26 protein-coding genes are annotated in these 22892 nt (G+C 69.7%); 9 read left to right on the top strand and 17 right to left on the bottom strand.

Going from position 1 to position 22892, the window contains the following annotated elements:
* The first annotated feature begins 23 nt into the window (after positions 1 to 23).
* Positions 24 to 1217: an acetyl-CoA C-acyltransferase gene (locus E5A74_RS18310; protein WP_135987073.1), complete on the top strand. Its 1194-nt coding sequence runs from the start codon at positions 24 to 26 to the stop codon at positions 1215 to 1217.
* Here E5A74_RS18310 and E5A74_RS18305 read toward each other — a convergent pair.
* From E5A74_RS18305 to E5A74_RS18280, 6 genes are all read right to left on the bottom strand, one after another.
* Positions 1214 to 1738, bottom strand: a complete 525-nt coding sequence (locus E5A74_RS18305; protein ID WP_135987072.1) for an SRPBCC family protein — start codon at positions 1736 to 1738, stop codon at positions 1214 to 1216. The two genes, E5A74_RS18310 and E5A74_RS18305, sit on opposite strands and share 4 nt — an antisense overlap.
* 1 nt (position 1739) lies before the next feature.
* Complete coding sequence (locus E5A74_RS18300; protein ID WP_135987071.1) at positions 1740 to 2177, bottom strand: SRPBCC family protein; 438 nt, start codon at positions 2175 to 2177, stop codon at positions 1740 to 1742.
* Positions 2174 to 2569: a VOC family protein gene (locus E5A74_RS18295; protein WP_135987070.1), complete on the bottom strand. Its 396-nt coding sequence runs from the start codon at positions 2567 to 2569 to the stop codon at positions 2174 to 2176. The genes E5A74_RS18300 and E5A74_RS18295 overlap by 4 nt, the downstream gene beginning before the upstream one ends.
* Positions 2566 to 2901, bottom strand: a complete 336-nt coding sequence (locus E5A74_RS18290; RefSeq protein WP_206365913.1) for an ArsR/SmtB family transcription factor — start codon at positions 2899 to 2901, stop codon at positions 2566 to 2568. The genes E5A74_RS18295 and E5A74_RS18290 overlap by 4 nt, the downstream gene beginning before the upstream one ends.
* Positions 2902 to 2952: 51 nt before the next feature.
* Positions 2953 to 3852: an EamA family transporter RarD gene (rarD, locus tag E5A74_RS18285; protein WP_135987068.1), complete on the bottom strand. Its 900-nt coding sequence runs from the start codon at positions 3850 to 3852 to the stop codon at positions 2953 to 2955.
* Positions 3853 to 3957: 105 nt separating this feature from the next.
* Positions 3958 to 4257, bottom strand: coding sequence for a YciI-like protein (locus E5A74_RS18280; protein ID WP_135987067.1), 300 nt, complete (start codon positions 4255 to 4257; stop codon positions 3958 to 3960).
* A gap of 77 nt (positions 4258 to 4334) precedes the next feature.
* On the opposite strand from E5A74_RS18280, the gene E5A74_RS18275 reads away from it, so the two are divergent.
* Positions 4335 to 4865, top strand: coding sequence for a biotin transporter BioY (locus tag E5A74_RS18275; RefSeq protein ID WP_206365912.1), 531 nt, complete (start codon positions 4335 to 4337; stop codon positions 4863 to 4865).
* Positions 4866 to 4868: 3 nt separating this feature from the next.
* Here E5A74_RS18275 and E5A74_RS18270 read toward each other — a convergent pair whose 3' ends face one another.
* From E5A74_RS18270 to E5A74_RS18235, 8 genes are all read right to left on the bottom strand, one after another.
* On the bottom strand, positions 4869 to 5696 hold the full coding sequence (locus tag E5A74_RS18270) for a protein phosphatase 2C domain-containing protein (RefSeq protein ID WP_135987065.1): 828 nt from the start codon (positions 5694 to 5696) through the stop codon (positions 4869 to 4871).
* Between the two features lie 57 nt (positions 5697 to 5753).
* Positions 5754 to 7055 carry a dihydrolipoamide acetyltransferase family protein gene (locus E5A74_RS18265; RefSeq protein WP_135987064.1) on the bottom strand — a complete coding sequence of 434 codons (1302 nt, stop codon included), beginning with the start codon at positions 7053 to 7055 and terminating at the stop codon, positions 5754 to 5756.
* A gap of 5 nt (positions 7056 to 7060) precedes the next feature.
* A complete protein-coding gene (locus E5A74_RS18260; RefSeq protein ID WP_135987121.1) occupies positions 7061 to 8065 on the bottom strand; it encodes an alpha-ketoacid dehydrogenase subunit beta in 1005 nt (334 codons plus the stop codon).
* 32 nt (positions 8066 to 8097) lie between these two features.
* Complete coding sequence (locus tag E5A74_RS18255; RefSeq protein WP_135987063.1) at positions 8098 to 9363, bottom strand: 3-methyl-2-oxobutanoate dehydrogenase (2-methylpropanoyl-transferring) subunit alpha; 1266 nt, start codon at positions 9361 to 9363, stop codon at positions 8098 to 8100.
* A 125-nt stretch (positions 9364 to 9488) separates the two neighbouring features.
* Positions 9489 to 11051 carry a bifunctional phosphoribosylaminoimidazolecarboxamide formyltransferase/IMP cyclohydrolase gene (gene purH, locus E5A74_RS18250; RefSeq protein ID WP_135987062.1) on the bottom strand — a complete coding sequence of 521 codons (1563 nt, stop codon included), beginning with the start codon at positions 11049 to 11051 and terminating at the stop codon, positions 9489 to 9491.
* 49 nt (positions 11052 to 11100) lie between these two features.
* Positions 11101 to 12834, bottom strand: coding sequence for a heparinase II/III family protein (locus tag E5A74_RS18245; RefSeq protein WP_135987061.1), 1734 nt, complete (start codon positions 12832 to 12834; stop codon positions 11101 to 11103).
* Positions 12831 to 13490, bottom strand: coding sequence for a ribulose-phosphate 3-epimerase (gene rpe / locus E5A74_RS18240; protein ID WP_135987060.1), 660 nt, complete (start codon positions 13488 to 13490; stop codon positions 12831 to 12833). Before rpe ends, E5A74_RS18245 begins: the two co-directional genes overlap by 4 nt.
* Positions 13491 to 13564: 74 nt before the next feature.
* Positions 13565 to 14857, bottom strand: coding sequence for an RsmB/NOP family class I SAM-dependent RNA methyltransferase (locus E5A74_RS18235; RefSeq protein WP_135987059.1), 1293 nt, complete (start codon positions 14855 to 14857; stop codon positions 13565 to 13567).
* Positions 14858 to 14870: 13 nt separating this feature from the next.
* On the opposite strand from E5A74_RS18235, the gene E5A74_RS18230 reads away from it, so the two are divergent.
* Complete coding sequence (locus E5A74_RS18230) at positions 14871 to 15023, top strand: DUF1674 domain-containing protein (RefSeq protein WP_135987058.1); 153 nt, start codon at positions 14871 to 14873, stop codon at positions 15021 to 15023.
* Here E5A74_RS18230 and E5A74_RS18225 read toward each other — a convergent pair.
* From E5A74_RS18225 to tsaD, 3 genes are read right to left on the bottom strand one after another with little or no spacing between them, the layout of a single operon-like run.
* On the bottom strand, positions 15020 to 15556 hold the full coding sequence (locus tag E5A74_RS18225; RefSeq protein ID WP_135987057.1) for a DUF1697 domain-containing protein: 537 nt from the start codon (positions 15554 to 15556) through the stop codon (positions 15020 to 15022). The two genes, E5A74_RS18230 and E5A74_RS18225, sit on opposite strands and share 4 nt — an antisense overlap.
* The gene (locus E5A74_RS18220; RefSeq protein WP_135987056.1) at positions 15553 to 16530 is read right to left on the bottom strand and encodes an NAD(P)H-dependent glycerol-3-phosphate dehydrogenase; all 978 of its coding nucleotides are present in this window, start codon (positions 16528 to 16530) and stop codon (positions 15553 to 15555) included. Before E5A74_RS18220 ends, E5A74_RS18225 begins: the two co-directional genes overlap by 4 nt.
* The gene (gene tsaD, locus E5A74_RS18215; RefSeq protein WP_135987055.1) at positions 16527 to 17552 is read right to left on the bottom strand and encodes a tRNA (adenosine(37)-N6)-threonylcarbamoyltransferase complex transferase subunit TsaD; all 1026 of its coding nucleotides are present in this window, start codon (positions 17550 to 17552) and stop codon (positions 16527 to 16529) included. Before tsaD ends, E5A74_RS18220 begins: the two co-directional genes overlap by 4 nt.
* Positions 17553 to 17588: 36 nt before the next feature.
* Here tsaD and hemC point away from each other — a divergent pair, with 36 nt between their 5' ends.
* The 6 genes from hemC to E5A74_RS18185 are packed head-to-tail and all read left to right on the top strand — an operon-like array spanning position 17589 to position 22891.
* Entirely contained in the window at positions 17589 to 18503 is a 915-nt protein-coding gene (gene hemC, locus E5A74_RS18210) for a hydroxymethylbilane synthase (RefSeq protein WP_206365911.1), read from the top strand.
* Positions 18500 to 19168 (top strand): uroporphyrinogen-III synthase, encoded by a 669-nt coding sequence (locus E5A74_RS18205; RefSeq protein ID WP_135987054.1) that lies wholly within the window; start codon positions 18500 to 18502, stop codon positions 19166 to 19168. The genes hemC and E5A74_RS18205 overlap by 4 nt, the downstream gene beginning before the upstream one ends.
* A gap of 31 nt (positions 19169 to 19199) precedes the next feature.
* Complete coding sequence (locus E5A74_RS18200) at positions 19200 to 20060, top strand: hypothetical protein (RefSeq protein WP_135987053.1); 861 nt, start codon at positions 19200 to 19202, stop codon at positions 20058 to 20060.
* 10 nt (positions 20061 to 20070) lie between these two features.
* Positions 20071 to 21255, top strand: coding sequence for an acyl-CoA dehydrogenase (locus E5A74_RS18195; RefSeq protein WP_135987052.1), 1185 nt, complete (start codon positions 20071 to 20073; stop codon positions 21253 to 21255).
* The gene (locus E5A74_RS18190; RefSeq protein WP_135987051.1) at positions 21255 to 21785 is read left to right on the top strand and encodes a GNAT family N-acetyltransferase; all 531 of its coding nucleotides are present in this window, start codon (positions 21255 to 21257) and stop codon (positions 21783 to 21785) included. Before E5A74_RS18195 ends, E5A74_RS18190 begins: the two co-directional genes overlap by 1 nt.
* Complete coding sequence (locus tag E5A74_RS18185) at positions 21782 to 22891, top strand: CaiB/BaiF CoA transferase family protein (RefSeq protein WP_135987050.1); 1110 nt, start codon at positions 21782 to 21784, stop codon at positions 22889 to 22891. The genes E5A74_RS18190 and E5A74_RS18185 overlap by 4 nt, the downstream gene beginning before the upstream one ends.
* Position 22892 lies beyond the last annotated feature (1 nt).

Raw genomic sequence — 22892 nt, 5'->3', positions numbered from 1 at the left:
GAAACTCGAAAAGCGAGTCCTGCATGCGAGAGGCTGCCATTGTTTCCACGGCGCGGACCGGTGTCGGCAAGGCCGTCCGCGGCTATTTCAACGATACCGAGGCACCGATACTCGCTGCGCACGTGATGAACGCGGCGATCGAGCGCGCCGGGATCGATCCGGCACGGATCGACGACGTGTTCTATGGCATGGGCAATCAATGGGGGACGCAGGGCGGCAACATGGCGCGGCTCGCGCTGTTCGCCGCGGGCATTCCCGATAGCGTTCCCGCCTTCAGCCTCGATCGGAAATGCGGCTCGGGGCTGACCGCGATCGCGCTGGCGGCACGATCGATCATGACCGACGAGATCGACGTCGCGCTCGCCGGGGGCATGGAGTCGATCAGCCTGACGATGAAGAACGCGCCGCGCGTGGTGAACCGCTCGGTGATCGAGCAGGTTGCGGCGGCCTATATCCCGATGATCGAGACCGCCGAGATCGTCGCCGAGCGCTACGGGATCAGCCGCGAGGCGCAGGATCTTTTCGCCGCGACCAGCCAGCAGCGCGCCGCGGCGGCGCTCGAGCGCGGCGCCTTCGACGCCGAGATCGCGCCGATCACCGTCGAGAAGGCGCTGTTCGACAAGGAAGGCAACCGCACCGGCAGCGAGACAGTGACCGTCACCCGCGACGAAGGCATCCGCCCGGGCACCACCGCCGAGGCGCTGGCAGGCCTAAAGACCGTCTGGAAGGACGGCGCCTTCGTCCAGCACGGCCGCAACGTCACTGCCGGCAACGCCAGCCAGCTCTCCGACGGGGCGGCCGCGCAGATCCTGATGGATCGCGCCACCGCCGAGGTCGAGGGCAAGGACATCCTCGGCATCTATCGCGGCTTCCAGGTCGCCGGCTGCGCGCCCGACGAGATGGGGATAGGCCCGGTCTTCGCGGTGCCAAAGTTGCTTGCCCGCGCCGGGCTGACCGTCGCCGACATCGGCCTGTGGGAGATCAACGAGGCGTTCGCCAGCCAGTGCCTCTATTGCCGCGACACGCTGGGCATCGATCCCGACAGGCTCAACGTCAATGGCGGCGCGATCGCGATCGGCCATCCGTTCGGGATGACCGGCTCGCGGCTCGTCGGCCATGCGCTGATCGAGGGGCGGCGGCGCGGCGCGCGCTTCGTCGTGGTGTCGATGTGCACCGCCGGCGGGATGGGCGCGGCGGGGCTGTTCGAGATCCCCTAGCCCAGCCCGAGCGCCCTTGCCGCGGCGGCCTCGGCCTGCGCGTGCAGGGCCCAGAAACTGGCGATGTGCTTGCCCTCGAGCCGGCGTTCGAGCACCGCGAGGTGCGAGCCCCAGCCGCCGCCGAAATTGCGGGCGTCGTCAGGGCCGCGCAGCCCGGCATGGGTGAGCGTCAGACGGGTGCGCGTGTCGCCGAGCGGCTCGAGCGCGATCGTCACCTCGCCGGCCTCGCCGCCCGACCAGGTGAAGGCGATCAGCCGCGCCGGCTCGAGCCGCGTGATCTTCTCGGACCAGGCCTTGCCGTCATAGGGCGCGTAGCGTTCAGGCATCGGATCGGCTTCGTCGGCAAGATTGCCGTGCCGCATCGTCATGCCGATCGCACCGCCTTCGCGCAGATCGGTCGGCCCGCCCATGAACCAGCGCGCGCGCAGCTCGGGATCGACCAGATATTGCCAGACGGTCTCGACCGGGGCGGCAAGCTCGCGCTCGAAGCGCAGGGTTTCGGCGGTGAAGGTGTCGGCCATTTCAGCTCTCCAATATCCGCGCGAGGCTGGCGAGGATCATCGTCCAGCCCTTGCGCACCGGTTGGGCATAATCGGCCCATTGGGCCGGGATCTCGTGGGTGAGGGTGAGCGTGCAGCCGCGGCCGCGCTCGACGATGTCCACCGCGACGCGCGACCATTCGTCCGGCGCGGTGCCGGGACCGCGGAACAGGAAGACCAGCCGGTGCGGGCGATCGATCTCGACATAGCGGCCATGATGCTCGGCATCGCCATCGGCACGACGATCGACGAACAGGAAGCTGCCGCCGACGCGCGGGTCGAGCTCGGCGCGGACCATCTCGCCTTCCGGCGTGGCGAACAGAAAGCGCGCGGCCTGCACCGGGTCGAGCCAGGCATCGAACACGCGCGCCGCGGGTGCGGCATAATCGTGCCGCAGGCTGAGCATGACCGGCGCGCTCATTGCAGATTGACCTGCCACGCGACACCGAACCGATCGGACACCCAACCGAAGCGGCGGCTCCAGCCATAATTGTCGAGCGGCATCAGCACCCCGCCGCCCTCGCCGAGCGCCGCGAACAGCCGCTCGGTCTCGGCCTCGTCGGCGCACTCGACGAAGAACGACCAAGAGGGAGTGAAATCGAAGCCGTGGACGATGAAGCTGTCGTGCACCATCACCGGCTGGCCGGCGATCTCGACATGGGCGCGCAGGATCGTGCCTTCGGGCCCGGGCCCCTCGGCGCCGAACCGCTCGATCGCGACGATGCGGCTGCCGGGGACGGTCTCGACATAAAAGTCGAGCGCGGCTTCGGCCTTGCCGTGCTGGAACATGAGGAAGGGGGTTGCCCTGGTCATACGCGTCCTCCGTTTTGATCTTCGGCGATCAGCGCCTCGAGCCGATCGAGCCGCAGCGTCCAGAACTGCTCCCATTGGCGCAGCCATTTGTCGGCCTCGGCGAGCGGGCCGGCGTTGAGCCGGCAGAGCTGGTTGCGGCCGACCTTGCGCCGCGCGACCAGCCCCGCGCCTTCGAGCACCTTCACATGCTTGGCGGCGCCGGCGAAGCTCATCGCGAAGGGTTCGGCGAGCTCGCCGATCGATTTCTCGCCGAGCGCGAGCGTGGCGAGCATGCCGCGGCGGGTCGGATCGGCCAGCGCGTGGAAGGTCGTGTCGAGTCGTTGTTCAACCATATGGTTGAACTTGACCATGTTCCGCCGTTTAGTCAACCATATGGTTGAATGTCAGATTCGGGCGGGCGTCGGGGTGCGGGCCGCGCGGATGCTGTCGAATGCATAGAGCGCGCAGCCGGCCCAGATCAGCGTGAAGGTGACGATGTGCACCTGGCGCACCGGCTCGCCGAAGATCAGCACGGCTTCGGCGAACTGGAGCGAGGGCGCGATATATTGGAGCAGCCCCAGCGTCGCGAGCGGCAGCCGGCGCGCGGCGGCAGCGAAGAGCAGCAGCGGCAGCGCGGTGACGACACCGGCGAGCGCGAGCAGCCAATCGAGATGCGCGGACTGGCCGAAGGCATTAGTGCCCGCCTGACTGGCATGGAGCAGCAACGCGACGCTGAACGGGGCGAGCAGCAGCGTCTCGACGGTCAGCCCGCCGAGCGCGTCGATCGCAGCGACCTTGCGCAGCAGGCCGTAGAGCCCGAAGCTCAATGCGAGCATCAGCGACAGCCACAGCGCGCCGCCGCCGCTGATCGCGAGGACCAGCACGCCGATGGCGGCGACGCCGATCGCAGCCGCCTGGAGCCGGCGCAGCCGCTCGCCCAGAAAGGCGAAGCCGAGCGCGACATTGACCAGCGGATTGATGAAATAGCCGAGGCTCGCCTCGAGCACATGGCCGTTCTGCACCGCCCAGATATAGACGATCCAGTTGATCGCGATCATCAGCGCGCTGCCGACGAGCAGCAACAAGGTGCGGCCGCGCGCCGCAGCGAGGATGCCGGGCGCGCGGCGCAGCACGACGATCAGCAGCAGCAGCAACCCGAGCGACCAGAGCACGCGATGCGCGAGCACCTGCAGCGCGGGGACGTCCTTCAGCAGATGGATGTAGAGCGGCAATACGCCCCAGAGCGTGTACGAGCCGACACCGAAGGCGAGGCCCGCGGCGCCGGGCTGGGACGAATTACGCATGCGCCCCCTTCGCCCGCCAATCGGCCGCGGGCAAGCGCGACCCGCTTGGGGGCCGGCAAGCAACTCTTGTCGGGCCAGCGCACCGCCGGCCCGGGCGGCGAAGGGTCAGGTGGTGGGCCTGACCGGTGCCGCCGCGTCGGCGCCGACCACCGTGTGCCACGGCACGACGTGCCACTGCGTCACCAGTCCCTTGGTCACATAGGGATCGGCCGCGGCGAAGGCGCGCGCCGCTTCGGCATCGGTGAACAGCAGCAGCGCCGATTCGACCGGATCGCCGACCGCGCCGCCGAGCAGCAACTCGCCACGCTCGACCGCGGCCCATGCCCGCGCGAGATGCACGTCGCGGAAGGCCGGGCGTCGATCGAGATAGTCGGCGGCGAGCGTGTAGCGGAGCAGATAATGCATGCGCCGATGCTAGGCCGTCGCCGCAAATGCGCCAAGCCGGGATTGCCTTGCCGGCACCAGACTCTAGGACGCGGGACATGCGCATTCTTGGCTGGCTGGTCACGACCGCCGCGACGATCGGGCTGCTCGCCCTCGCTTCGCGCGTGCAAATCCCGATGGCTCCGGTGCCTGTCACGCTGCAGACGCTGGCGGTGACGCTCGCCGGCGCATTGCTCGGCTGGCGCCACGGCGGGCTGGCGGTGGCGCTATGGCTCGCGCTGGGCGCGGCGGGATTGCCGGTGCTCGCCGGCGGCGGCGCGGGGCTGGCGAAGTTCGAGGGCGCAACCGCCGGCTATCTCTTCGCCTTTCCGGTGGCCGCGGCGCTGGTCGGGGCATTGATGGCACGCGGCTGGGACCGCAGCTGGGTTCTGGCGATCGCGGCAATGCTGATCGGCAACTCGGTCTGCCTCGCCGGCGGCGCGGCATGGCTGGCGTGGCAGGGGCAAAGCATGGCGCGCGCCTGGGCGAGTGGTGTCGAGCCCTTCCTGATCGGCGCGGCGCTCAAGGCGGCGGCGGGCGGGCTGGCGATGCGCTGGCTGGCGGCGAACGGCTTCCGCACGCCGCGCTAGCGCTCAGCCACCGATGCGCAGCCACAACGCAGTGGCGTCGTCCGAGGTCTTGAACCGCACGAAACGGGTGCAGGCGGCATCGCCGGTCTCGATCGCGCGCAGCTGCAGCGCCAGCGGTGCCAGCCCGTCGCGGGCGACCGCAGCCATCAACGCCGCCGCGTCATAGGCATCGTAGCTGTCGACGAGCGCCGCGAAGCCGTCGGTCATCAGCAGCAACTCGTCGCCCGGCGCGCAGGCAGCGCGTTGATATTCGGCGCCGTCGGTCGCCCCCTCGACGCCGAGCACCACCAGACCGGGCCGCTCGCGCGTGCCGCGTAGCGTCTCGATCACGGCATCGTCGCGACCCTTGATGGTGCCCAGCCCATGGCTGGCGAGGCTTTTCGCCAATTCGGTCTCGCGGTCGCGCTCGACCGGCAGCCGGCCGAGGCGGACGACCTCGCCGGTCGTGCGGCGGAGCAGGCCAGCGCAGTCGCCGAGCCATGCACATTCGAGGGCGTCGCCGGCGAGCCGGGCGAGGAGGAGCGCGGCGATCGGCAGCTCCCAGCGGCCGACCGGTTCGCGCGCGCGGGCTTCGGCGAAGCGCTCCGCCATACGCATGGCGAGCGCGGCGAGCATCTCGCCCGCGGGCGCGTCGGCGGCATGCGCGAGCGCGGCACTGGCTTCGTCGGCGAGCCAGGCGGCGCCGCCGCGCGAACCGACGAGCCCCGGCGGGCCGAGGTCGGTGGCGCCGTCGATCACCCAGCCGAGCGTGTCACGCGCGCCGGCGCGATCGTCATTGGGGATGCCGGCCTCGCCGGCGAGGCTGAGCGACTGGATCAGATCGAAACGCATGCCGCTCGCTAGCATCCCCGCGTGACGCTCCGCCATGCCTTCCGTTACGGCGGCGTGTCAGTCCGTGAATAGCAGCACGGGGGTCTCGAGCAGCTTCCGGAGCGCCTGGACATAGGAAGCGGCATCCCAGCCGTCGACGACGCGGTGATCGCAGCTGATCGACAGGTTCATCAGCTTGGCGCGGACGATGTCGTCGCCCTGGAAGATCGGGCGCTCGACGATCTTGTTGGGACCGATGATCGCGACTTCGGGGCGGTTGATCACCGGGGTTGTGGCGATCCCGCCGAGCGGGCCGAGCGAGGTCACGGTGAGCGTCGAGCCGCTCAATTCCTCGCTCTTCGCCTTGCCGGTGCGCGCGGCCTCGGCGAGGCGGGTGATCTCGGCGGCGAGCTGCCAGACATTCTTGTCCTGCGCGTCGCGGATCACCGGGACCATCAGCCCGGCATCGGTCTGGGTCGCCATGCCGAGATGGACGCGGCCGTAGCGGGTGACCACGCCCGCCTCGTCGTCGTAGCGCGCGTTGATCATCGGGAAGTCGGGAATCGTCCGGCAGATCGCGACGATCAGGAAGGGCAGCATCGTCAGCTTGGGACGATTGCCGCGATGGGCATTGAGATCGCCGCGCATCGCCTCGAGCGCAGTGACGTCGATCTCGTCGACATAGGTGAAGTGCGGGATCGCGCGCTTCGATGCGGCCATGTTCTCGGCGATGCGGCGGCGCATGCCGATGACCTTGACCGGCGCGTCCTCGCGGGCGCGCGACGCGTGCGGGGCGTGATAGCCCTGCCCCTGGCCGTAGCGCAGATAGGCGTCGAGATCGGCGTGACGGACATGGTTGCCGTCGGCCTTCACCTCGGCGAGGTCGATGCCCAGATCCTTGGCCCGGGCGCGGACCGCGGGGGAGGCGAGGACGTGCTTTTCGCGCGGCGCCTCCACCGCGTGCTCCGGCGTAGGCCGGAGCGTTGCGGGGCTGGTGGGCTGGTCTCCTTCCAGCGCTCCGGCCTTCGCCGGAGCACGAGTGGGTTCGGGGGAAGGTTCAACCACTTCTTCGACCCCCGGATTCTCCGCCTCGACCTGCTCCTTGATTTCCTCGGAAACCGGAGCTTCCGCGCCGTCGCCGTCGGTCTCCACGACCATCAGCGCCGAGCCGATCGCGACCTGATCGCCGACCTCGCCGGCGAGTTCGAGCACGACGCCCGACACCGGCGATTCCATCTCGACGGTGGCCTTGTCGGTCATCATGTCGGCGACCTGCTGGTCTTCCTCGACGCGCTCGCCGACCTTGACGTGCCAGGCGACGATCTCGGCCTCGGCGATGCCTTCGCCGATATCGGGCAGGCGAAACGTGAAACGAGCCATCGCGGTCAGTCCTTCAGGATCTTCTTGAGCGCCTCGCCGATGCGGACCGGGCCGGGGAAATAGGCCCATTCGAGGCTGTGGGGATAAGGCGTGTCGAAGCCGGTGACGCGTTCGATCGGGGCTTCGAGATGGTAGAAGCAGCGTTCCTGGACGAGCGCGGAAAGCTCGGCGCCGAAGCCCGAGGTGCGCGTCGCCTCATGGACGATCATGCAGCGCCCGGTCTTCTTCACCGAGGCTTCGATCGCCTCGATGTCGAGCGGCACCAGGGTGCGCAGATCGATGATCTCGGCGTCGACTCCAAGCTCCTCGACCGTGTTGGCGACGACATGGACCATCGTGCCGTAGGCGAGGATGGTCAGCGCCTCGCCGGTGCGGACCGTCGCGGCCTTGCCGAGCTCGACGCGGTAATGGCCTTCGGGCACGTCGGCGCCGGGGTGATCGGCCCAAGTCTTGGCGGGGCGGTCATAATGGCCGTGGAACGGGCCGTTATAGATGCGCTTGGGCTCGAGGAAGAGGACGGGATCATTGTCCTCGATCGCGGCGATCAGCAGCCCCTTGGCGTCATAGGGAGTCGACGGAATCACCGTCTTGATCCCCGAGACATGGGTGAAGATGCCCTCGGGCGACTGCGAGTGGGTCTGGCCGCCGAAGATGCCGCCGCCATAGGGCGAGCGCACCGTGATCGGCGCAGTGAAATCGCCGTTCGAGCGATAGCGCAGCCGCGCCGCTTCCGAGACGAGCTGATCGAGCGCCGGATAGATGTAATCGGCGAACTGGATCTCGGGGACCGGGCGCAGGCCATAAGCCCCCATGCCGATCGCGACGCCGACGATGCCGATCTCGGTGATCGGCGTGTCGAACGCGCGGGTCTTGCCATATTTGGCCTGCAGCCCCGCAGTGGCGCGGAAGACGCCGCCGAAATAGCCGACATCCTCGCCCATCACGACGACGTTCGAATCGAGCGCCATCATCACGTCCATGGCGGAGTTGATCGCCTGGATCATGTTCATGCGGACCATCGCGCCCGCTTCGTCCCCGGCGCTCATATCCCCGCCGCCTTGCGCTCGGCGATCATCTGTTCGGACTGTTCCTTCAAATGCCACGGCGTCTCTTCGAACACGCCCTCGAACATCGTCTCGAAGGGCTGGTGCATGCCGTGGCCGAGGATGCCGTTCTTCTCGGCTTCCTTCTGCGCGCGCTTCACTTCCTCGGCGAGCGCGAGGTCCTGCGCGGCATGGCGTTCCTCGTCCCATTCGCCGAGCGCGATGAGGTGATCCTTCAGCCGCCGGATCGGATCGCCGAGCGGCCAGGCATTGGGCTCGCCCGCCGAGCGATAGGCAGTCGGGTCATCCGAGGTCGAATGGCCCTCGGCGCGATAGGTGAAATGCTCGATCAGCGTCGGCCCCTGATTGGTCCGCGCGCGCTCGGCCGCCCACAGCGTCGCGGCATAGACCGCGAGCGCATCGTTGCCGTCGACGCGCAGCCCGGCGATGCCGTAGCCCACCGCGCGCGCCGCGAAGGTCGTCGCCTCGGCGCCGGCGAAGCCGGAAAAGCTGCTGATCGCCCATTGATTGTTGACGACGTTGAGGATGACCGGCGCCTTGTAGACGGTCGCGAAGGTCATCGCCGAGTGGAAGTCGCCCTCCGCCGTGCTGCCCTCGCCGCACCACGTCGCGGCGATGCGGGTGTCGCCCTTGGCGGCGCTCGCCATCGCCCAGCCCACCGCCTGCGGATATTGCGTCGCGAGATTGCCCGAGATCGAGAAGAAACCGGTCTCCTTCGACGAGTACATGATCGGCAGTTGGCGGCCCTGCAGCGGATCGCCCTTGTTCGAGTAGATCTGGTTCATCATCGTGATCAGCGGATAGCCGCGCGTGATCAGGATCCCCTGCTGGCGATAGGAGGGGAAGCACATATCGTCGCTGGCCAGCGCCATCGCGGCAGCGACCGAGACGGCCTCCTCGCCGGTCGACTTCATGTAGAAGCTGGTCTTGCCCTGGCGCTGGGCGCGGAACATCCGCTCGTCGAACGCGCGGGTGAGCGCCATCGCACGGAGCATCTTGCGCAGCGCCTCGGGATCGAGCCGCGGGTTCCACGGGCCGACGGCCTGCCCCGATTCGTCGAGCACGCGGACCAGCGTATAGGCCAGCTCGTGGAAGCTGCTCGCAGGCTCGGCGGTGTCGGGGCGACGTGCCGCCCCGGCCGGGGGAACGTCGACAGTGCTGAAATCGGCTTCGTCGCCCGGGCGGAAGCGCGGTTCCGGCACGTGCAACGACAGCGGCGGCAAATTGGCGCGCGGCGCGTCCATGATCTCTCCGAATTACGGACCGTGTCGCTCGGAGAACGCACGGACTCGGGTTCCGGACGCTTGTTATAAAATTTCAACGCCGCTGTCGAGAAGGTCAGCAAGGCTGACCTGAAACTTGGTCGCGATCAGTGGCGGAAATGCCGCATCCCGGTGAACACCATCGCAAGTCCGGCTTCGTCGGCGGCGGCGATCACCTCGTCGTCGCGAATCGAGCCGCCGGGCTGGATCACGGCGGTGGCGCCCGCCTCGACCGCGGCGAGCAGCCCATCGGCAAAGGGGAAGAAGGCGTCGGAGGCGACCGCCGAGCCAAGCGTGCGCGGCTCGGCCCAGCCAGCCTTGTCGGCAGCGTCCTTGGCCTTCCACGCGGCGATGCGCGCCGATTCGAGCCGGTTCATCTGCCCCGCGCCGATGCCTGCGGTGCTGCCGCCTTTGGCATAGACGATCGCGTTCGACTTGACGTGCTTGGCGACGGTCCAGGCGAAGCGGCAATCGGCGAGCTCCTGCTCGCTCGGCGCCCGCTTCGTCACGACCTTGAGCTCGCCGAGCCGGCCATTGTCGCGCGACTGGACGAGCATGCCGCCGGCGATCGACTTGAGCATCAGCCCCGGGCGGGCAGGGTCGGGAAGTTCGCCGGCGACGAGCAGGCGGAGATTCTTCTTGCCGGCGAAGACCGCACGGGCATCGGCATCGGCATCGGGGGCGACGACGACTTCGGTGAAGATGCCGACCATCGCCTCGGCGGTCTCGCGGTCGAGCTTGCGGTTGACCGCGATGATGCCGCCGAATGCCGAGACCGAATCGCAGGCGAGCGCGGCGAGATACGCCTCCTTGAGCGTGTCCCCGGTGGCGACGCCGCAAGGATTGGCATGCTTGACGATGACGACGGTGGGCGGGCCGTCCTTGAACTCGGCGACCAGCTCGAGCGCGGCATCGGCATCGTTATAGTTGTTGTAGCTCAGCGCCTTGCCCTGGAGCTGCTCGGCCTGCGCGATGCCGCGCGCGCCGGTCTGCGGCAGATAGAGCGCCGCCGACTGATGCGGATTCTCGCCATAGCGCAGCTCCGGGCCCTTGGTCAGCGCGACCGGGAGCGTCTGTGGGAAGGCTTCGCCCTGATCGGCGAAGGCGAACCAGCTGGCGATCGCGGCGTCATAGGCGGCAGTGGCGGCATAGGCCTTGGCGGCGAATTTGCGGCGCTGCTCGAGCGTGGTGCTGCCACCATGGACGAGCGCATAATCGGCGGGATCGGTGAGAATCGCGACCGAATCATGGTTCTTCGCGGCCGAGCGGACCATCGACGGGCCGCCGATATCGATATTCTCGATGATCTCGTCGCGCGCCGCGCCGCGGGCGACGGTCTGGGCGAAGGGATAGAGGTTCACGACTACGAGATCGATCGCGCCGATCGCATGCTCGTCCATCGCGGCGACATGCTCGGGATTGTCGCGCACCGCGAGCAGGCCGCCATGGACCTTGGGATGGAGCGTCTTGACCCGGCCGTCCATCATCTCGGGAAAGCCGGTGAGATCGGAGATGTCGCGCACTTCCAGACCCGCATCGCGCAACGCCTTGGCCGTTCCGCCGGTCGAGACCAGCTCGACACCCTTGGCGGCAAGCGCCCGACCGAGTTCGAGGATCCCGGTCTTGTCCGAGACCGAGAGGAGCGCGCGCTTGATGGTGACCTGATCCATGGCCCGTCCTCCTAAGGACCGAGCCTCGCATCGCAACCCCTATTTGTCCCTATCGTGCGCGGTGGAACAGCCAGCTGACATTGGCGCCGCCTGCGGGCGTGGCGCCGGTGGCGACGAGCTGCTGGCTCGCCAGCGGCCGCCCGCGGGCATCGACCCAGACGCTGTCCTCGATCGCGAGGCTGCCGCCCTTGCAGCGGAACTGCCAGAGATGTCCCGAGGCGGTGCGCAGGATCGCGGCGAGGCCGTCGGCGGTGGGGGTGACTTCGATCTGCGGGTGCAGGTGGAAGCGGATGACGAACACCGAGGGCGTCTTGTGCTTGCGGCGATCGGCGGGGAGCAGCATGTCCTCGCCGCGGACGTCGCGCCCGTCGGGCGACATCGCGACGACGCGGCGATGGAGATAGCCGTGACGGCGGACATAGCCGTCATGGCTCGCCTCGATCCGGCTGGCGGTGTCGGTCTCGTGGCGCGCCAGCTCGACTTCGACCACCCCGCGCCCGAGCGTGCCGTCGGCATGGATCGCAGTCGAATTGCTATTGCTCAGCACCAGAGTCGAATGCGCGGCGGTGGTGCGCAGGCCCTCGACCAGCGCAGTCGGCACCTTGGCCAGCGCGGCGCGCGCGCCGCCGCAATTGACCACGATCCGATCGGGCCCGTCGGAAAGCTCGAACGCCAGCGTCGAGGCGCAGCCGCCTTCGACCAGCCGGGCGAGCGGCGGCGGCGCGGCGTCCATGATCAGCACGCTCTGCCCCTGCGACAGGCGCTGATAGCCCCATTCGCGCGCCTGTTTGAGCGGGCGGGTGCGCACCCCGGTGGCCTCGACCAGCTGCGCGACGATCTCGCCATCGATCGGGCCCGAACCCTGCCAGCTCGAAAGCCCCTTGTCGCCATGGCACAGGCCGAGCAGCGCGGTGACCATGCGATTGCGCGTCGCCTCGACGAAACCGGGCGCCTCGAGCCGGCGCGCGGCATAGGCCTCGCCGACCAGGGTGAGGAACTGGATCGATTCGATCTGCGCGACGGGCGAGCGCGTGACGCTGCCGCCATCCTCGAACACCGATTGCTCGAGCGCGCGCTTGAGGCCGTTCTCGCCATAGGCGCGACGCGGATCGCCGCCGGGCATCGCGAGACCGGCGACCAGCACCCCCGACCATGCCGCGATCAGCGCATTGCCCGGATGGACGCGATCGGCGCCGCGATCGAGATGCCGCGCGCCGCGAGCGAGCGCGTGGAGCACGCTCGAGCGATAGACGAGATCGGTCGACGACAGGATCAGCGGCGCGTGCGCGGTCCAGAACAGGATGCGGCGGCCCCAGATATCGGCGCGCCACGCAGGTTCGGAGACCTTCTCGCCATGCGCGACGATCCAGCGCCGCATGATCTCCTCGGCAATCGGCACGCCGCGGGCGCGCGTCGCGACGCTCGACAGGTCGCGCAGCCAGGCGAAGCTCTGCAGATGGTCGCCGAGCGCCGGCGACCAATCGGGATTGGCGAAATCGAGCGAGTCGATCGCGCGCTCCTCGCCGCGAAACCGGATCTTGCCCTCGAGCAGCGCATTGCCGCGGGTGGCCTCGCCGAAAAAGGGATCGTCGGGGATCGCGATCAGCTTGAGCGGATGGCGGCCGCGCAACCGCATCGCGTGGAGCGGGGTGCCCCAGGTGAGGCGCTGGAAACGTTCGGAGATGCGTTCGGCGAGGCTCAGCCCGCGATCGCCGCCGGTGCGGATGAGCCGCTTGCCTTCCTCGACTCCGTCGGCGGCGGACCCGGGCGATTCGTCGTTCATCCGCCCCGCAGCGCCGCGATATTGGCGGCGTAGCGATCGGGGCCACCGGTGAAGGTGGCGGTGCCGGCGACCAGCGCGTCGGCGCCCGCGGCGATCACCCGCGGCGCGGTCTCGCGATCGACTCCGCCATCGACCTCGAGATCGATCGCGCGGCCCGACGCGGTGATCCGGCGGCGCAGCTCGCTGATCTTGGGCAGCTGGCTCTCGATGAACTTCTGCCCGCCAAAGCCGGGGTTGACGCTCATCACGAGGATCAGGTCGATCAGGTCCATGACATGGTCGACAACGTCGACGGGGGTCGCCGGGTTCAGCACCACGCCGGCGCGCTTGCCGAGCGCCTTGATCGTCTGGAGCGTGCGATGGAGGTGCGGCCCGGCCTCGGGATGGACCGAGATCGTGTCGGCGCCGGCGTCGGCGAAGGCGGCGAGCAGCGGATCGACCGGCGCGATCATCAGATGGACGTCGAAGGGCTTGGCGGTGTGCGGGCGCAGCGCCTTGATCACCCCCGGGCCGATCGTGATGTTGGGGACGAAATGGCCGTCCATGACGTCGACATGGATCCAGTCGGCCCCGGCGGCGTCGATCGCGCGGATCTCCTCGCCGAGACGGGCGAAATCGGCGGAAAGGATCGAGGGGGCGATGCGAACCTGCGGCATGGGTGAATCCTTAGCATGGCGCGACTCGGGCGCAACAGCGCGGGGCTCGACGATCGTACCGAAAATGACCGGCTTCAGCCGGTGCGACGCAGCCGGGCGATGAAGAAGCCGTCGAGACCGCCCTGATCGGCGAGCATGCCGGGGAGGAGGCGCAGGCTGCCGTCCGCGCGTGGCGCGATCCCTCTCGGCAATTCCTCGCCGCGGACGGGATCGAGGGCGAAATCGGGATGCGCGGCGAGAAAGGCGTCGAGCTGGGCTTCGCCTTCCTGCGGCTCGAGCGAGCAGGTCGAGAAGACGAGGGCGCCGCCCGGCTTCACCCATAAGGCTGCGCGCGCGAGCAGGCGCGTCTGCAGCGCGGCCATCTCGGCGATCAGCGACGGGCGGACGCGGTGAAGCACATCGGGGTGGCGGCGGAAGATGCCGGTGGCGCTGCACGGCGCGTCGAGCAGCACCGCGTCGGCGGGTGCGGAAGGTTGCCAGCGCAGCAGATCGGCGGCGACCACGTCCGCCTTCAGTCCGGTGCGATCGAGATTCTCGGCAAGTCGCGCGAGACGACTTTCGGAGATGTCGACTGCGGTGACCTCCCAGCCGGCGGCGGCGAGCTGGAGCGTCTTGCCGCCGGGTGCGGCGCACAGATCGAGCGCGGTGCCTGCGCCCTTGCCGAGCAGCCGCGCGGGGAGCGAGGCGGCGAGATCCTGCACCCACCAATCGCCTTCGCCATAGCCTTCGATCCCGGGAACGGACGCGCGCTCGTCGAGGCGGAGATGGCCGGGGAGCAGGCTCTGGCCCGGCAGATCGGGGGCGCGCGCCGGGTCGCGCAGGGTGAGGTCGAGCGGCGGCGGGACCGCGATCGCGCGCTCGGCATCCTCGATCATCTGGTCGCCCCAGGCAGCGTGCCAGCGCAGCGCCACCGGATCGGGCAGCGTCGGCGGCTCGGGCAAAGTGGCGCCCTGCCGCGACAGCGTGCCGAACACGCCGTGCACCAGCTTGCGCGGGCCGCCATCGACGAGCGGCAGCACGGTGGCGATCGCGGCATGGCCGGGGGTGCCGAGCGCGAGCGCCTGGACGAGCGCGATGCGCAACGCGAACCGCGCCTTGGCGTCCTCGGGCAAGTCGCGCTGGGTCGCCGAATCGATCAGCGCATCGAGATCGGGGAGGCGGCGCAGCGATTCGGCGGCGATGGCATGGGCAAGGCCGCGATCGTTGGGCGCGAGACCCTGCGCGGCCGAATCGAGCGCCTGCTCGAGCGCGAGGCCGCGGCGCAGCACCGCGTCGAGCAGCTTCAGTGCGGCGCGGCGCGCGGGGACGCCCGGGGCATCCGGCTCTTGACCGCCCGGGCGGCGGGGACGATTGGGGGCTTTACTCATTGGAGCCAGTGCCATGGGCCAGCGCCCGAGCCATGTGAAGCCCCCGCAGCATCTCTCGAAGAGCCCGCCGGTGCCCAAACCCGCGCCCGCGTCCCCTTCGAACGACCCGCTCGACCCGACTCGCTACGGCGATTGGGAGCGCAAGGGAGTCGCGGTCGACTTCTAGCCGTCGAGCGCGGCGAGCAGCTTGAGAACGGTGTTCCAGTTGCGGCCGGTGTTGGCCTGCGAGAGCTTGGCCTTCTGCATCACCGGAATCAGATTCGAGCGGCCTTGGCCGTCGGGGAAATCGGTGACCAGCTCGCGGTCGATCACGACCATCCGTTCGGGGCCGTCATAGCAGTGCGCCACCCGCTCGATCGCCGCCTTGTCGACCGGCTCGCGATGGAAGCTGACCACCAGGAAGCTCGGCCGCTCGCGGGCTTCCGCCGGAAAGGGGTTGTTCTCGACCAGTTCGGCGAGTTCGGCGCGATCGCGGACGAAGACCTCGGACTTGAGCCCGGTCGCTTTCTCCAGCGCGGCATGAAGATCGCGCTCGATCGCCTCGGGCTTCGCGTCGCCCGCCTCGAACACGACATTGCCCGAGGCGAGGATCGTCTTGACCTCGGTGAAGCCCATCCCCTCGACCACTGCCTTCAATTCGGCCGATTTGAGCTGGCGTTTGCCGAGATTGATGCCGCGCAGCATCGCCGCCCATTTCATTGCGCTTCCTCGCGCAACGGGCGGCTGAGCAGGGCCTCGACGATTTGGCGGACGGGGACGCCCTCGAGCAGCGCATTGACCGCCTCGACCACCGGCATGTCGACGCTCGCCGCGCGCGCCGCCTCGCGGAGCACGGGCGCGGTGTGCGCGCCCTCGGCGACGGTCTTGCGATCGGCGAGCAACGCGGCGGCGCTTCTGCCTTGGCCGAGCCCGACGCCGAGCGAGAAATTGCGCGAATTGGTCGAGCTGCAGGTGAGGACGAGATCGCCGAGCCCCGACAGCCCGGTGAGCGTCTCGGCCTGACCGCCACGCGCGAGCCCGAAGCGCGTCATCTCGGCGAAACCGCGCGCGATCAGCGCGGCGCGGGCGTTGAGCCCGAGCCCCGCGCCCTCGACCACCCCGCAGGCGATCGCGAGGACGTTTTTGACCGCCCCGCCGATCTCGGCGCCGATGACGTCCGCCGAGCCATAGACGCGAAAGGCGGGGTCGACGATGCGCTCGGCGAGGCGGTTGCGCAGGTCTTCGTCCTCGCAGGCGAGCGTCACCGCGGTCGGCTTTCCGGCAGCGACCTCGTGCGCGAAGGTGGGGCCGGAAAGCACTGCGATCGGCGCGGCGGGCGCGACTTGCTGCGCGACCTCGCCGACGAGCAGCCGGCTGCCGGTCTCGATCCCCTTGGCGCAGAGCACCAGCGGCGTGGACCCGACCGGCGCGGCGCCCAGTACCGCGCGGACATGCTGGGCGGGGGCGACGACGAGCAGCGCGTCGTGCCCTGCCAGATCGGCGAGGTCGCCGGTGGCGCGGATGGTCGGCGAAAGCGCGACGCCGGCGAGGAACGCGCGGTTCTCGTGATTGACGTTGACGCCTTCCACGACCTCGGGTTCGCGCGCCCAGAGCGTCACCGGCTGGCCGCCGCGCGCGGCGACCTGCGCGAGCGCGGTGCCCCAGGCGCCACCACCGATCACTGCGATCCTCATGCCTTCACTCCTGCGCCGCGCACCTTCTCTGCCCCCGGATCGAGCGGCCAGCGCGGCCGCGCGGGGAAATCGAGCGGGTCGGTGAGACCCGCGGCGAAACGCTCGACGCCGGCCCAGGCGATCATCGCGGCATTGTCGGTGCACAGCCATAGCGGCGGCGCGACGAAGCGCCGGCCGTGCTCGCCGGCGAGCCGCTCGAGCGCGGCGCGGACGCTGGCATTGGCCGCGACGCCGCCGGCGACGACCAGCGCGCTGGCCTCGACCGATTCGAGCGCGCGACGGGTGCGATCGAGCAGGCAATCGACCACCGCCTGCTGGAACGACGCGGCGATATCCTCGGCGCTGTACTGGCCGACGACTCTCGCGACGGCGCTCTTGAGTCCTGCGAAGGAGAAATGCGGCTCGGCCGAGCCGAGCAGCGGGCGCGGGAGCGGGACGGCCCGCGGATCGCCCCGCACCGCGGCCTTCTCGACGGCCGGCCCGCCGGGAAAGCCGAGCCCGAGCAGCTTGGCGGTCTTGTCGAAGGCCTCGCCGGCGGCATCGTCGATCGTGGTGGCGAGGCGACGATAGGCGCCGACGCCCTCGACGAGCAGCAGCTGGCAATGCCCGCCCGATACGAGCAGCAGCAGATAGGGAAAGGCGAGATCGGGATCGGCGAGCCGCGGCGATAGGCCATGGCCTTCGAGATGGTTGACCGCGATCAGCGGCTTGCCGCTGGCGAGCGCGAGCGCCTTGCCGGTGACGAGCCCGACCATGACCCCGCCGATCAGCCCGGGCCCGGCGGTGGCGGCGATCGCGTCGACCTGATCCAGCGTCACCCCGGCTTCGGCGAGCGCGGCCTCGACCAGAGGCGCCATCACCTCGACATGCGCGCGCGCCGCGATCTCGGGAACGACGCCGCCATAGGGGCGGTGCGCGGCTTCCTGGCCGGCGAGCTTGTGCGCGAGGATGCGACGATCGCTGGTCACCAGCGCGGCGGCGGTTTCGTCGCAACTCGATTCGAGGCCAAGGATCAGCGCCATTGCATCCAATTAGTCCGCGGGGGCATTAGCGCAAGCATGCCCATCTTCCGCCTCGGCACCCGCGGCTCGCCGCTTGCCCTCACACAGGCCCATCTCGTGCGCGATGCGCTCGCCGCCGCGCATGCGCTGGCGCCCGATGCGATCACGATCGTTCCGATCCGCACCACCGGCGACAAGGTGCAGGACCGCGCGCTCGCCGAGATCGGCGGCAAGGCGCTGTGGACCAAGGAGCTCGACCGCGCATTGCTCGACGGCGAGATCGACGCGGCGGTGCATTCGATGAAGGACGTCGAGACCTTCCGTCCGGCGGAGATCGCGATCGCGGCGATGCTCCCGCGCGCCGACGTGCAGGATCGGCTGATCGGCGCCGATTCGATCGATGCGCTCGGCGTGCGCGCGGTGGTGGGCACCAGCTCGCCGCGCCGCGCCGCGCAGCTGCGCCGGCTGCGGCCCGATCTCGAGATCGTGCTGTTCCGCGGCAATGTCGACACCCGCCTCGCCAAGCTCGCCGCCGGGGAAGTCGACGCAACGCTGCTCGCCGCCGCGGGGCTCGATCGATTGAGACGTCATGACGTCGGCACGCCGATCCCGATCAATCTGATGCTGCCGGCGCCGGCGCAGGGCGCGGTGGGGATCGAGTGCCGCGCCGACGACGCGCATGCCCGCGCGCTGCTGGCGAAGATCGACCATCCCGAAACGCATGCCTGCGTGACCGCGGAAAGGGGCCTGCTCGCGGCGCTCAAGGCCGATTGCCATTCGCCGGTCGCGGCGCTGGCGGTGATCGAGGGCGCGATCATGACCCTGCGCGCCGAGCTGCTCTCGGAAGACGGCAGCGTCCATGTCGCGGCGCAGGAAGCGGGCGCGCCGACCGATCCGACGCTGCCGATCGCCGTGGCGCGCGACTTGCTGTTCCGCGCGCCCGAAGCGATCCGCGCGCTGTTCGGCGGATGAGCCGCGCGATCGCGGTGCTGCGGCCCGAGCCGGGCAACCGCGTGACCGCCGCGGCGATCGAGGCGCGCGGGCGCCGCGCGATCCGCCTGCCGCTGTTCGACGTGCGCCCGGTGGCGTGGCAGATCCCCGCCGCGGAGGATTTCGACGCGTTGATCCTGACCAGCGCCAATGCGCTGCGCCATGGCGGGCCGGGCCTTTCGACGCTGCACCGCCTGCCGGTGCACGCGGTCGGCAAGGCGACCGCCGACGCGGCGCGGCGCGCGGGCTTCGACGTGGCGCATGTCGGCGAGGACGGCGCGGCCGCGTTGCTCGCCGAGGCAGAGGCGGCGGGGATTCGCCGCGCGCTGCATCTGGCCGGGCGCGAGCGAACGATCGCGGCGGGCGGAATCGTCGGCGCGGTGCGCACCGTCTATGCCAGCGAACCCCGCACGCCCGAGGCGCTGACCGGCCTCGCCGGCAGCATCGCGCTGGTGCAATCGGCGCGCGCCGCCGCGTGGCTCGCCGAATTGGTCGACGCCGCGGGAATCGATCGCGGCGGCATCGCGCTGGTCGCCGTCAGCGCGCCGGCGGCGGCAGCGGCGGGGGGCGGCTGGGAGCAACTGGTGGTGCCCCGGACGGTCAGCAGCGAAGCAATGATCGCCGCGGCGATCGCGCTCGCCGATTGACCGCGCGGGCGGCGCGGCGAATAAGGGGGGCATGAGCGACGAGCCCCTCGCGGCGGAGCCCACCCGCGGCGCCGATACGCGGACCCACTATCTCATTGGCGGCCTTGCCTTTGCTGGCGGAATCGCCGTGACCGCGGCCGCCTTCCAGCTCGGCGGCGGCGGCATCGCGACTGGGCCGACTCCCGTGCCCGCGCCGATCGAAGCGGCGCAGCCCGAGCCGAATCGCGCCGCGACGCTGCCCGCCGGCACCGATATCGCCACGCTGAATGCGCGCGAGCAGGAGCTTGCCGGCAAGCTCGACCAGCTCGAGCTGCGCCTGCGCGACGTCAGCGGCAGCGCGCGCAACGCCGCCAATTATGCCAGTCGCGCCGAGCAGTTGCTGATCGCGGCAGGGGTGCGCCGCGCGCTCGAGCGCGGCCAGCCGCTCGGCCCGCTCGAAGGCCAGCTGCGCCAGCGCTTCGCCGAGGACCATGGCGAAGCGGTGGCGACGATCCTGCGCGCATCGGCCGAGCCGGTGACGCTCGGCGATCTGCGGCTGGCGCTCGGAACGATCGCGCCGCGGCTCGCCACCGGCGCCGACGACAGCATGTGGATGCGCGTCCGCCGCGTGCTCGGCGACCTCGTCGTGCTCCGCCAGGCCGAATCGCCGAGCCCGCGCACATCGGACCGGCTACGCCGCGCGCGGCTCGCGCTCGATCACGGCGATGTCGAGGCGGCGCTCGCCGAGGTGGTGCACATGCCCGGCGTCGCGAGCGCGGAGAGCTGGGTGAGCGCCGCCAAACGCTATATCGCGGCGCGCCAGGGATTGTTCGAGATCGAACGGGCCGCGCTCGAAGCGCCGGCCCCGACGCCGCCGGCCGCGGCACCCGTCGCGCGCCCGGCAGCCAGCTGAAGGAAGACACATGGCAGAGATGGGCCGGTTTGACTGGCAGGATCCGTTCGCGCTCGATGCGCAGCTGACCGACGAGGAGCGCATGGTGCAGGGCGCCGCGCGCGATTATGCGCAGGGCGAGCTGCTGCCGCGGGTGACCAGCGCGTTCCTCGAGGAGCGGTTCGACCGCGAGATCATGGCCGAGATGGGCGCGCTGGGGCTGCTCGGCCCGACCATCCCCGAAAGCTATGGCGGCGCCGGGCTCGGCTATGTCGCCTATGGGCTGGTCGCGCGCGAGGTCGAACGCGTCGATTCGGGCTATCGCTCGGCGATGTCGGTGCAGAGCAGCCTCGTGATGCACCCGATCTTCGCCTATGGCACCGAGGCGCAGAAGCGGAAATATCTGCCGAGGCTCGCCACCGGCGAATGGATCGGCTGCTTCGGCCTGACCGAGCCCGATGCCGGATCGGATCCAGGCGGGATGCGCACTCGCGCCGAGAAGATCGATGGCGGCTATCGCCTCACCGGCACCAAGATGTGGATCACCAACTCGCCGATCGCGGACGTCTTCGTCGTCTGGGCGAAGAGCGACGCCCATGGCGGCGGGATCAAGGGATTCGTCCTCGAAAAGGGTATGAAGGGCCTGTCGGCGCCCAAGATCGAGGGCAAGCTCTCGCTGCGCGCGAGCATCACCGGCGAGATCGTGATGGACGGCGTCGAGGTCGGCGAGGACGCATTGCTGCCCGAAGTTCAGGGGCTCAAGGGGCCGTTCGGCTGCCTCAACCGCGCACGCTACGGCATCGCGTGGGGGACGATGGGCGCCGCCGAGGCCTGCATGCACGCCGCGCGGCAATACACGCTCGATCGCGCCCAGTTCGGCAAGCCACTGGCGGCGAACCAGCTCGTCCAGCTCAAGCTCGCCAATATGGAGACCGAGATCGCGCTCGGGCTGCAGGCGGCGCTGCGCGCGGGCCGGCTGTTCGACGAAGGCGCACTCGCCCCCGAGACGATCAGCATCATCAAGCGCAACAATTGCGGCAAGGCGCTCGATATCGCCCGCGTCGCACGCGACATGCATGGCGGCAACGGCATCTCGGCCGAATTCCACGTGATGCGCCACGCGATCAACCTCGAGACGGTCAACACCTATGAAGGCACGCACGACGTGCACGGGCTGATCCTCGGCCGCGCGATCACCGGGATCGCGGCGTTCTGATGGCGCCCGATCGTCAACCCATCCTCGAAGGCGCGCTCGTCCGGCTGCGCCCGATGACCGCGGACGATCGCGAGTCGCTGTTCGCAGTGGCCAGCGATCGGCTGATCTGGGAAGTCCATCCCGCGCACGATCGCTGGAAGCGCGACGTGTTCGATGCGTTTTTCGACGCCGGGCTCGCTTCGGGCGGCGCTCTGGTGATCCTCGACCGCGCAACCGGCGCGGTGATCGGGTCGAGCCGCTATGACGGCTATCTCGCCGATGCCAGCGAGATCGAGATCGGCTGGACCTATATCGCGCGCGCCTGTTGGGGCGGCACCTATAACCGCGAGATCAAGCGGCTGATGCTCGATCACATCCATCGCTTCGTCGAGACCGCAACCTTCATGGTCGGGGCGGACAATGTCCGTTCGCGCAAGGCGATGGAGAAGATCGGCGGGGTGCTGCGGCCGGGAGTCGAGCAACGAGTGATGGCGGGCGTGATGATGCCGCACGTCGTCTACGAGATCCGCCGCGAGGGCTTTCGCGGGTGAAGCCGCTCGCCGGGATTCGCGTCGTCGAGCTGGCGCGCATCCTTGCCGGCCCATGGTGCGGCCAGCTGCTCGCCGATCTCGGCGCCGACGTGGTCAAGGTCGAGCGCCCCGGCGCGGGCGATGACACGCGGCATTGGGGGCCGCCCTTTCTCCACACACCCGATGGCGAGAATCGCGATGCCGCCTATTTCCATGCCTGCAATCGCGGCAAGACCAGCCTCGCGATCGACATCGCCACGCCCGAGGGCCAGCAGACGGTTCGCGCGCTGATCGCCGATGCCGATGTGGTGATCGAGAACTACAAGGTCGGCGGACTGGCCAAATATGGGCTCGACCCCGCCAGCCTGCGCGCCGCGCATCCGCGCTTGGTGGTCTGCTCGATCACCGGCTTCGGCCAGGACGGTCCCTATGCGGGCCGCGCGGGCTATGATTTCATCATCCAGGGGATGGGCGGCGCGATGAGCCTCACCGGCGAGCCCGACGGGAGCCCACAGAAATCGGGCGTCGCCTATGCCGATATCTTCACCGGCGTCTATTCGGCGGTGGCGATCCTCGCCGCGCTGCGCCACCGCGACGCCGACGGCGAAGGTGCGCATATCGACATGGCGCTGCTCGACACGCAGGTGGGGGTGCTCGCCAACCAAGCGCTCAACTGGATGGCGGACCCCGCCAGGGTGCCGCACCGGATGGGCAATGGCCACGCCAATCTGGCACCCTATCAGGCCTTCGAGACGCGCGACGGCGCGCTGATCGTCGCGGTGGGCAATGATTCGCAGTTCCGCAAATTGTGCGACGTGCTCGGGCTCGATCTCGCCGACGATGCGCGCTTCGCGACCAATCCGGCGCGGGTGACCAACCGCGCCGCGCTGATCGCGCCGATCGAGACGACGATACGCGGCTGGGCCAAGGCCGATCTCTACGAGGCGCTCGAGGCCGCCGGGGTGCCGGCGGGGCCGATCAACGCCGTCGACGAAGTGTTCGCCGACCCGCAGGTGATCGCGCGGGGCATGCGGATCGAACGCGACGGGCTGCCGGGGCTGGCCAGCCCGATCGTGATCGACGGCGAGCGGATGGTGTCGGACCGGGCGAGCCCGAAGCGGCCCTAGC

It is taken from the genome of Sphingomonas naasensis (assembly GCF_004792695.1).
Lineage (GTDB): Bacteria > Pseudomonadota > Alphaproteobacteria > Sphingomonadales > Sphingomonadaceae > Sphingomonas > Sphingomonas naasensis.
The sequence above is the reverse complement of the archived record's forward strand: the minus strand, read 5'-3'. Positions and strand labels throughout refer to the sequence as shown.

Excerpts from the sequence above, each read along its gene's own strand:
- E5A74_RS18200 (WP_135987053.1), top strand. The coding sequence starts at position 19,200 with ATGAGCGACGAGCCCCTCGCGGCGGAGCCCACCCGCGGCGCCGATACG.
- E5A74_RS18245 (WP_135987061.1), bottom strand. The coding sequence starts at position 12,834 with ATGAACGACGAATCGCCCGGGTCCGCCGCCGACGGAGTCGAGGAAGGC.
- E5A74_RS18300 (WP_135987071.1), bottom strand. The coding sequence starts at position 2,177 with ATGAGCGCGCCGGTCATGCTCAGCCTGCGGCACGATTATGCCGCACCC.
- E5A74_RS18205 (WP_135987054.1), top strand. The coding sequence starts at position 18,500 with ATGAGCCGCGCGATCGCGGTGCTGCGGCCCGAGCCGGGCAACCGCGTG.
- tsaD (WP_135987055.1), bottom strand. The coding sequence starts at position 17,552 with ATGGCGCTGATCCTTGGCCTCGAATCGAGTTGCGACGAAACCGCCGCC.
- E5A74_RS18190 (WP_135987051.1), top strand. The coding sequence starts at position 21,255 with ATGGCGCCCGATCGTCAACCCATCCTCGAAGGCGCGCTCGTCCGGCTG.
- E5A74_RS18230 (WP_135987058.1), top strand. The coding sequence starts at position 14,871 with ATGGGCCAGCGCCCGAGCCATGTGAAGCCCCCGCAGCATCTCTCGAAG.
- E5A74_RS18255 (WP_135987063.1), bottom strand. The coding sequence starts at position 9,363 with ATGGACGCGCCGCGCGCCAATTTGCCGCCGCTGTCGTTGCACGTGCCG.
- rpe (WP_135987060.1), bottom strand. The coding sequence starts at position 13,490 with ATGCCGCAGGTTCGCATCGCCCCCTCGATCCTTTCCGCCGATTTCGCC.
- E5A74_RS18280 (WP_135987067.1), bottom strand. The coding sequence starts at position 4,257 with ATGCATTATCTGCTCCGCTACACGCTCGCCGCCGACTATCTCGATCGA.
- E5A74_RS18270 (WP_135987065.1), bottom strand. The coding sequence starts at position 5,696 with ATGCGTTTCGATCTGATCCAGTCGCTCAGCCTCGCCGGCGAGGCCGGC.
- E5A74_RS18195 (WP_135987052.1), top strand. The coding sequence starts at position 20,071 with ATGGCAGAGATGGGCCGGTTTGACTGGCAGGATCCGTTCGCGCTCGAT.
- E5A74_RS18275 (WP_206365912.1), top strand. The coding sequence starts at position 4,335 with ATGCGCATTCTTGGCTGGCTGGTCACGACCGCCGCGACGATCGGGCTG.
- E5A74_RS18290 (WP_206365913.1), bottom strand. The coding sequence starts at position 2,901 with ATGGTTGAACAACGACTCGACACGACCTTCCACGCGCTGGCCGATCCG.
- E5A74_RS18220 (WP_135987056.1), bottom strand. The coding sequence starts at position 16,530 with ATGAGGATCGCAGTGATCGGTGGTGGCGCCTGGGGCACCGCGCTCGCG.
- rarD (WP_135987068.1), bottom strand. The coding sequence starts at position 3,852 with ATGCGTAATTCGTCCCAGCCCGGCGCCGCGGGCCTCGCCTTCGGTGTC.
- purH (WP_135987062.1), bottom strand. The coding sequence starts at position 11,051 with ATGGATCAGGTCACCATCAAGCGCGCGCTCCTCTCGGTCTCGGACAAG.
- E5A74_RS18295 (WP_135987070.1), bottom strand. The coding sequence starts at position 2,569 with ATGACCAGGGCAACCCCCTTCCTCATGTTCCAGCACGGCAAGGCCGAA.
- E5A74_RS18265 (WP_135987064.1), bottom strand. The coding sequence starts at position 7,055 with ATGGCTCGTTTCACGTTTCGCCTGCCCGATATCGGCGAAGGCATCGCC.
- E5A74_RS18235 (WP_135987059.1), bottom strand. The coding sequence starts at position 14,857 with ATGAGTAAAGCCCCCAATCGTCCCCGCCGCCCGGGCGGTCAAGAGCCG.
- E5A74_RS18225 (WP_135987057.1), bottom strand. The coding sequence starts at position 15,556 with ATGAAATGGGCGGCGATGCTGCGCGGCATCAATCTCGGCAAACGCCAG.
- E5A74_RS18310 (WP_135987073.1), top strand. The coding sequence starts at position 24 with ATGCGAGAGGCTGCCATTGTTTCCACGGCGCGGACCGGTGTCGGCAAG.
- hemC (WP_206365911.1), top strand. The coding sequence starts at position 17,589 with ATGCCCATCTTCCGCCTCGGCACCCGCGGCTCGCCGCTTGCCCTCACA.
- E5A74_RS18305 (WP_135987072.1), bottom strand. The coding sequence starts at position 1,738 with ATGGCCGACACCTTCACCGCCGAAACCCTGCGCTTCGAGCGCGAGCTT.
- E5A74_RS18260 (WP_135987121.1), bottom strand. The coding sequence starts at position 8,065 with ATGAACATGATCCAGGCGATCAACTCCGCCATGGACGTGATGATGGCG.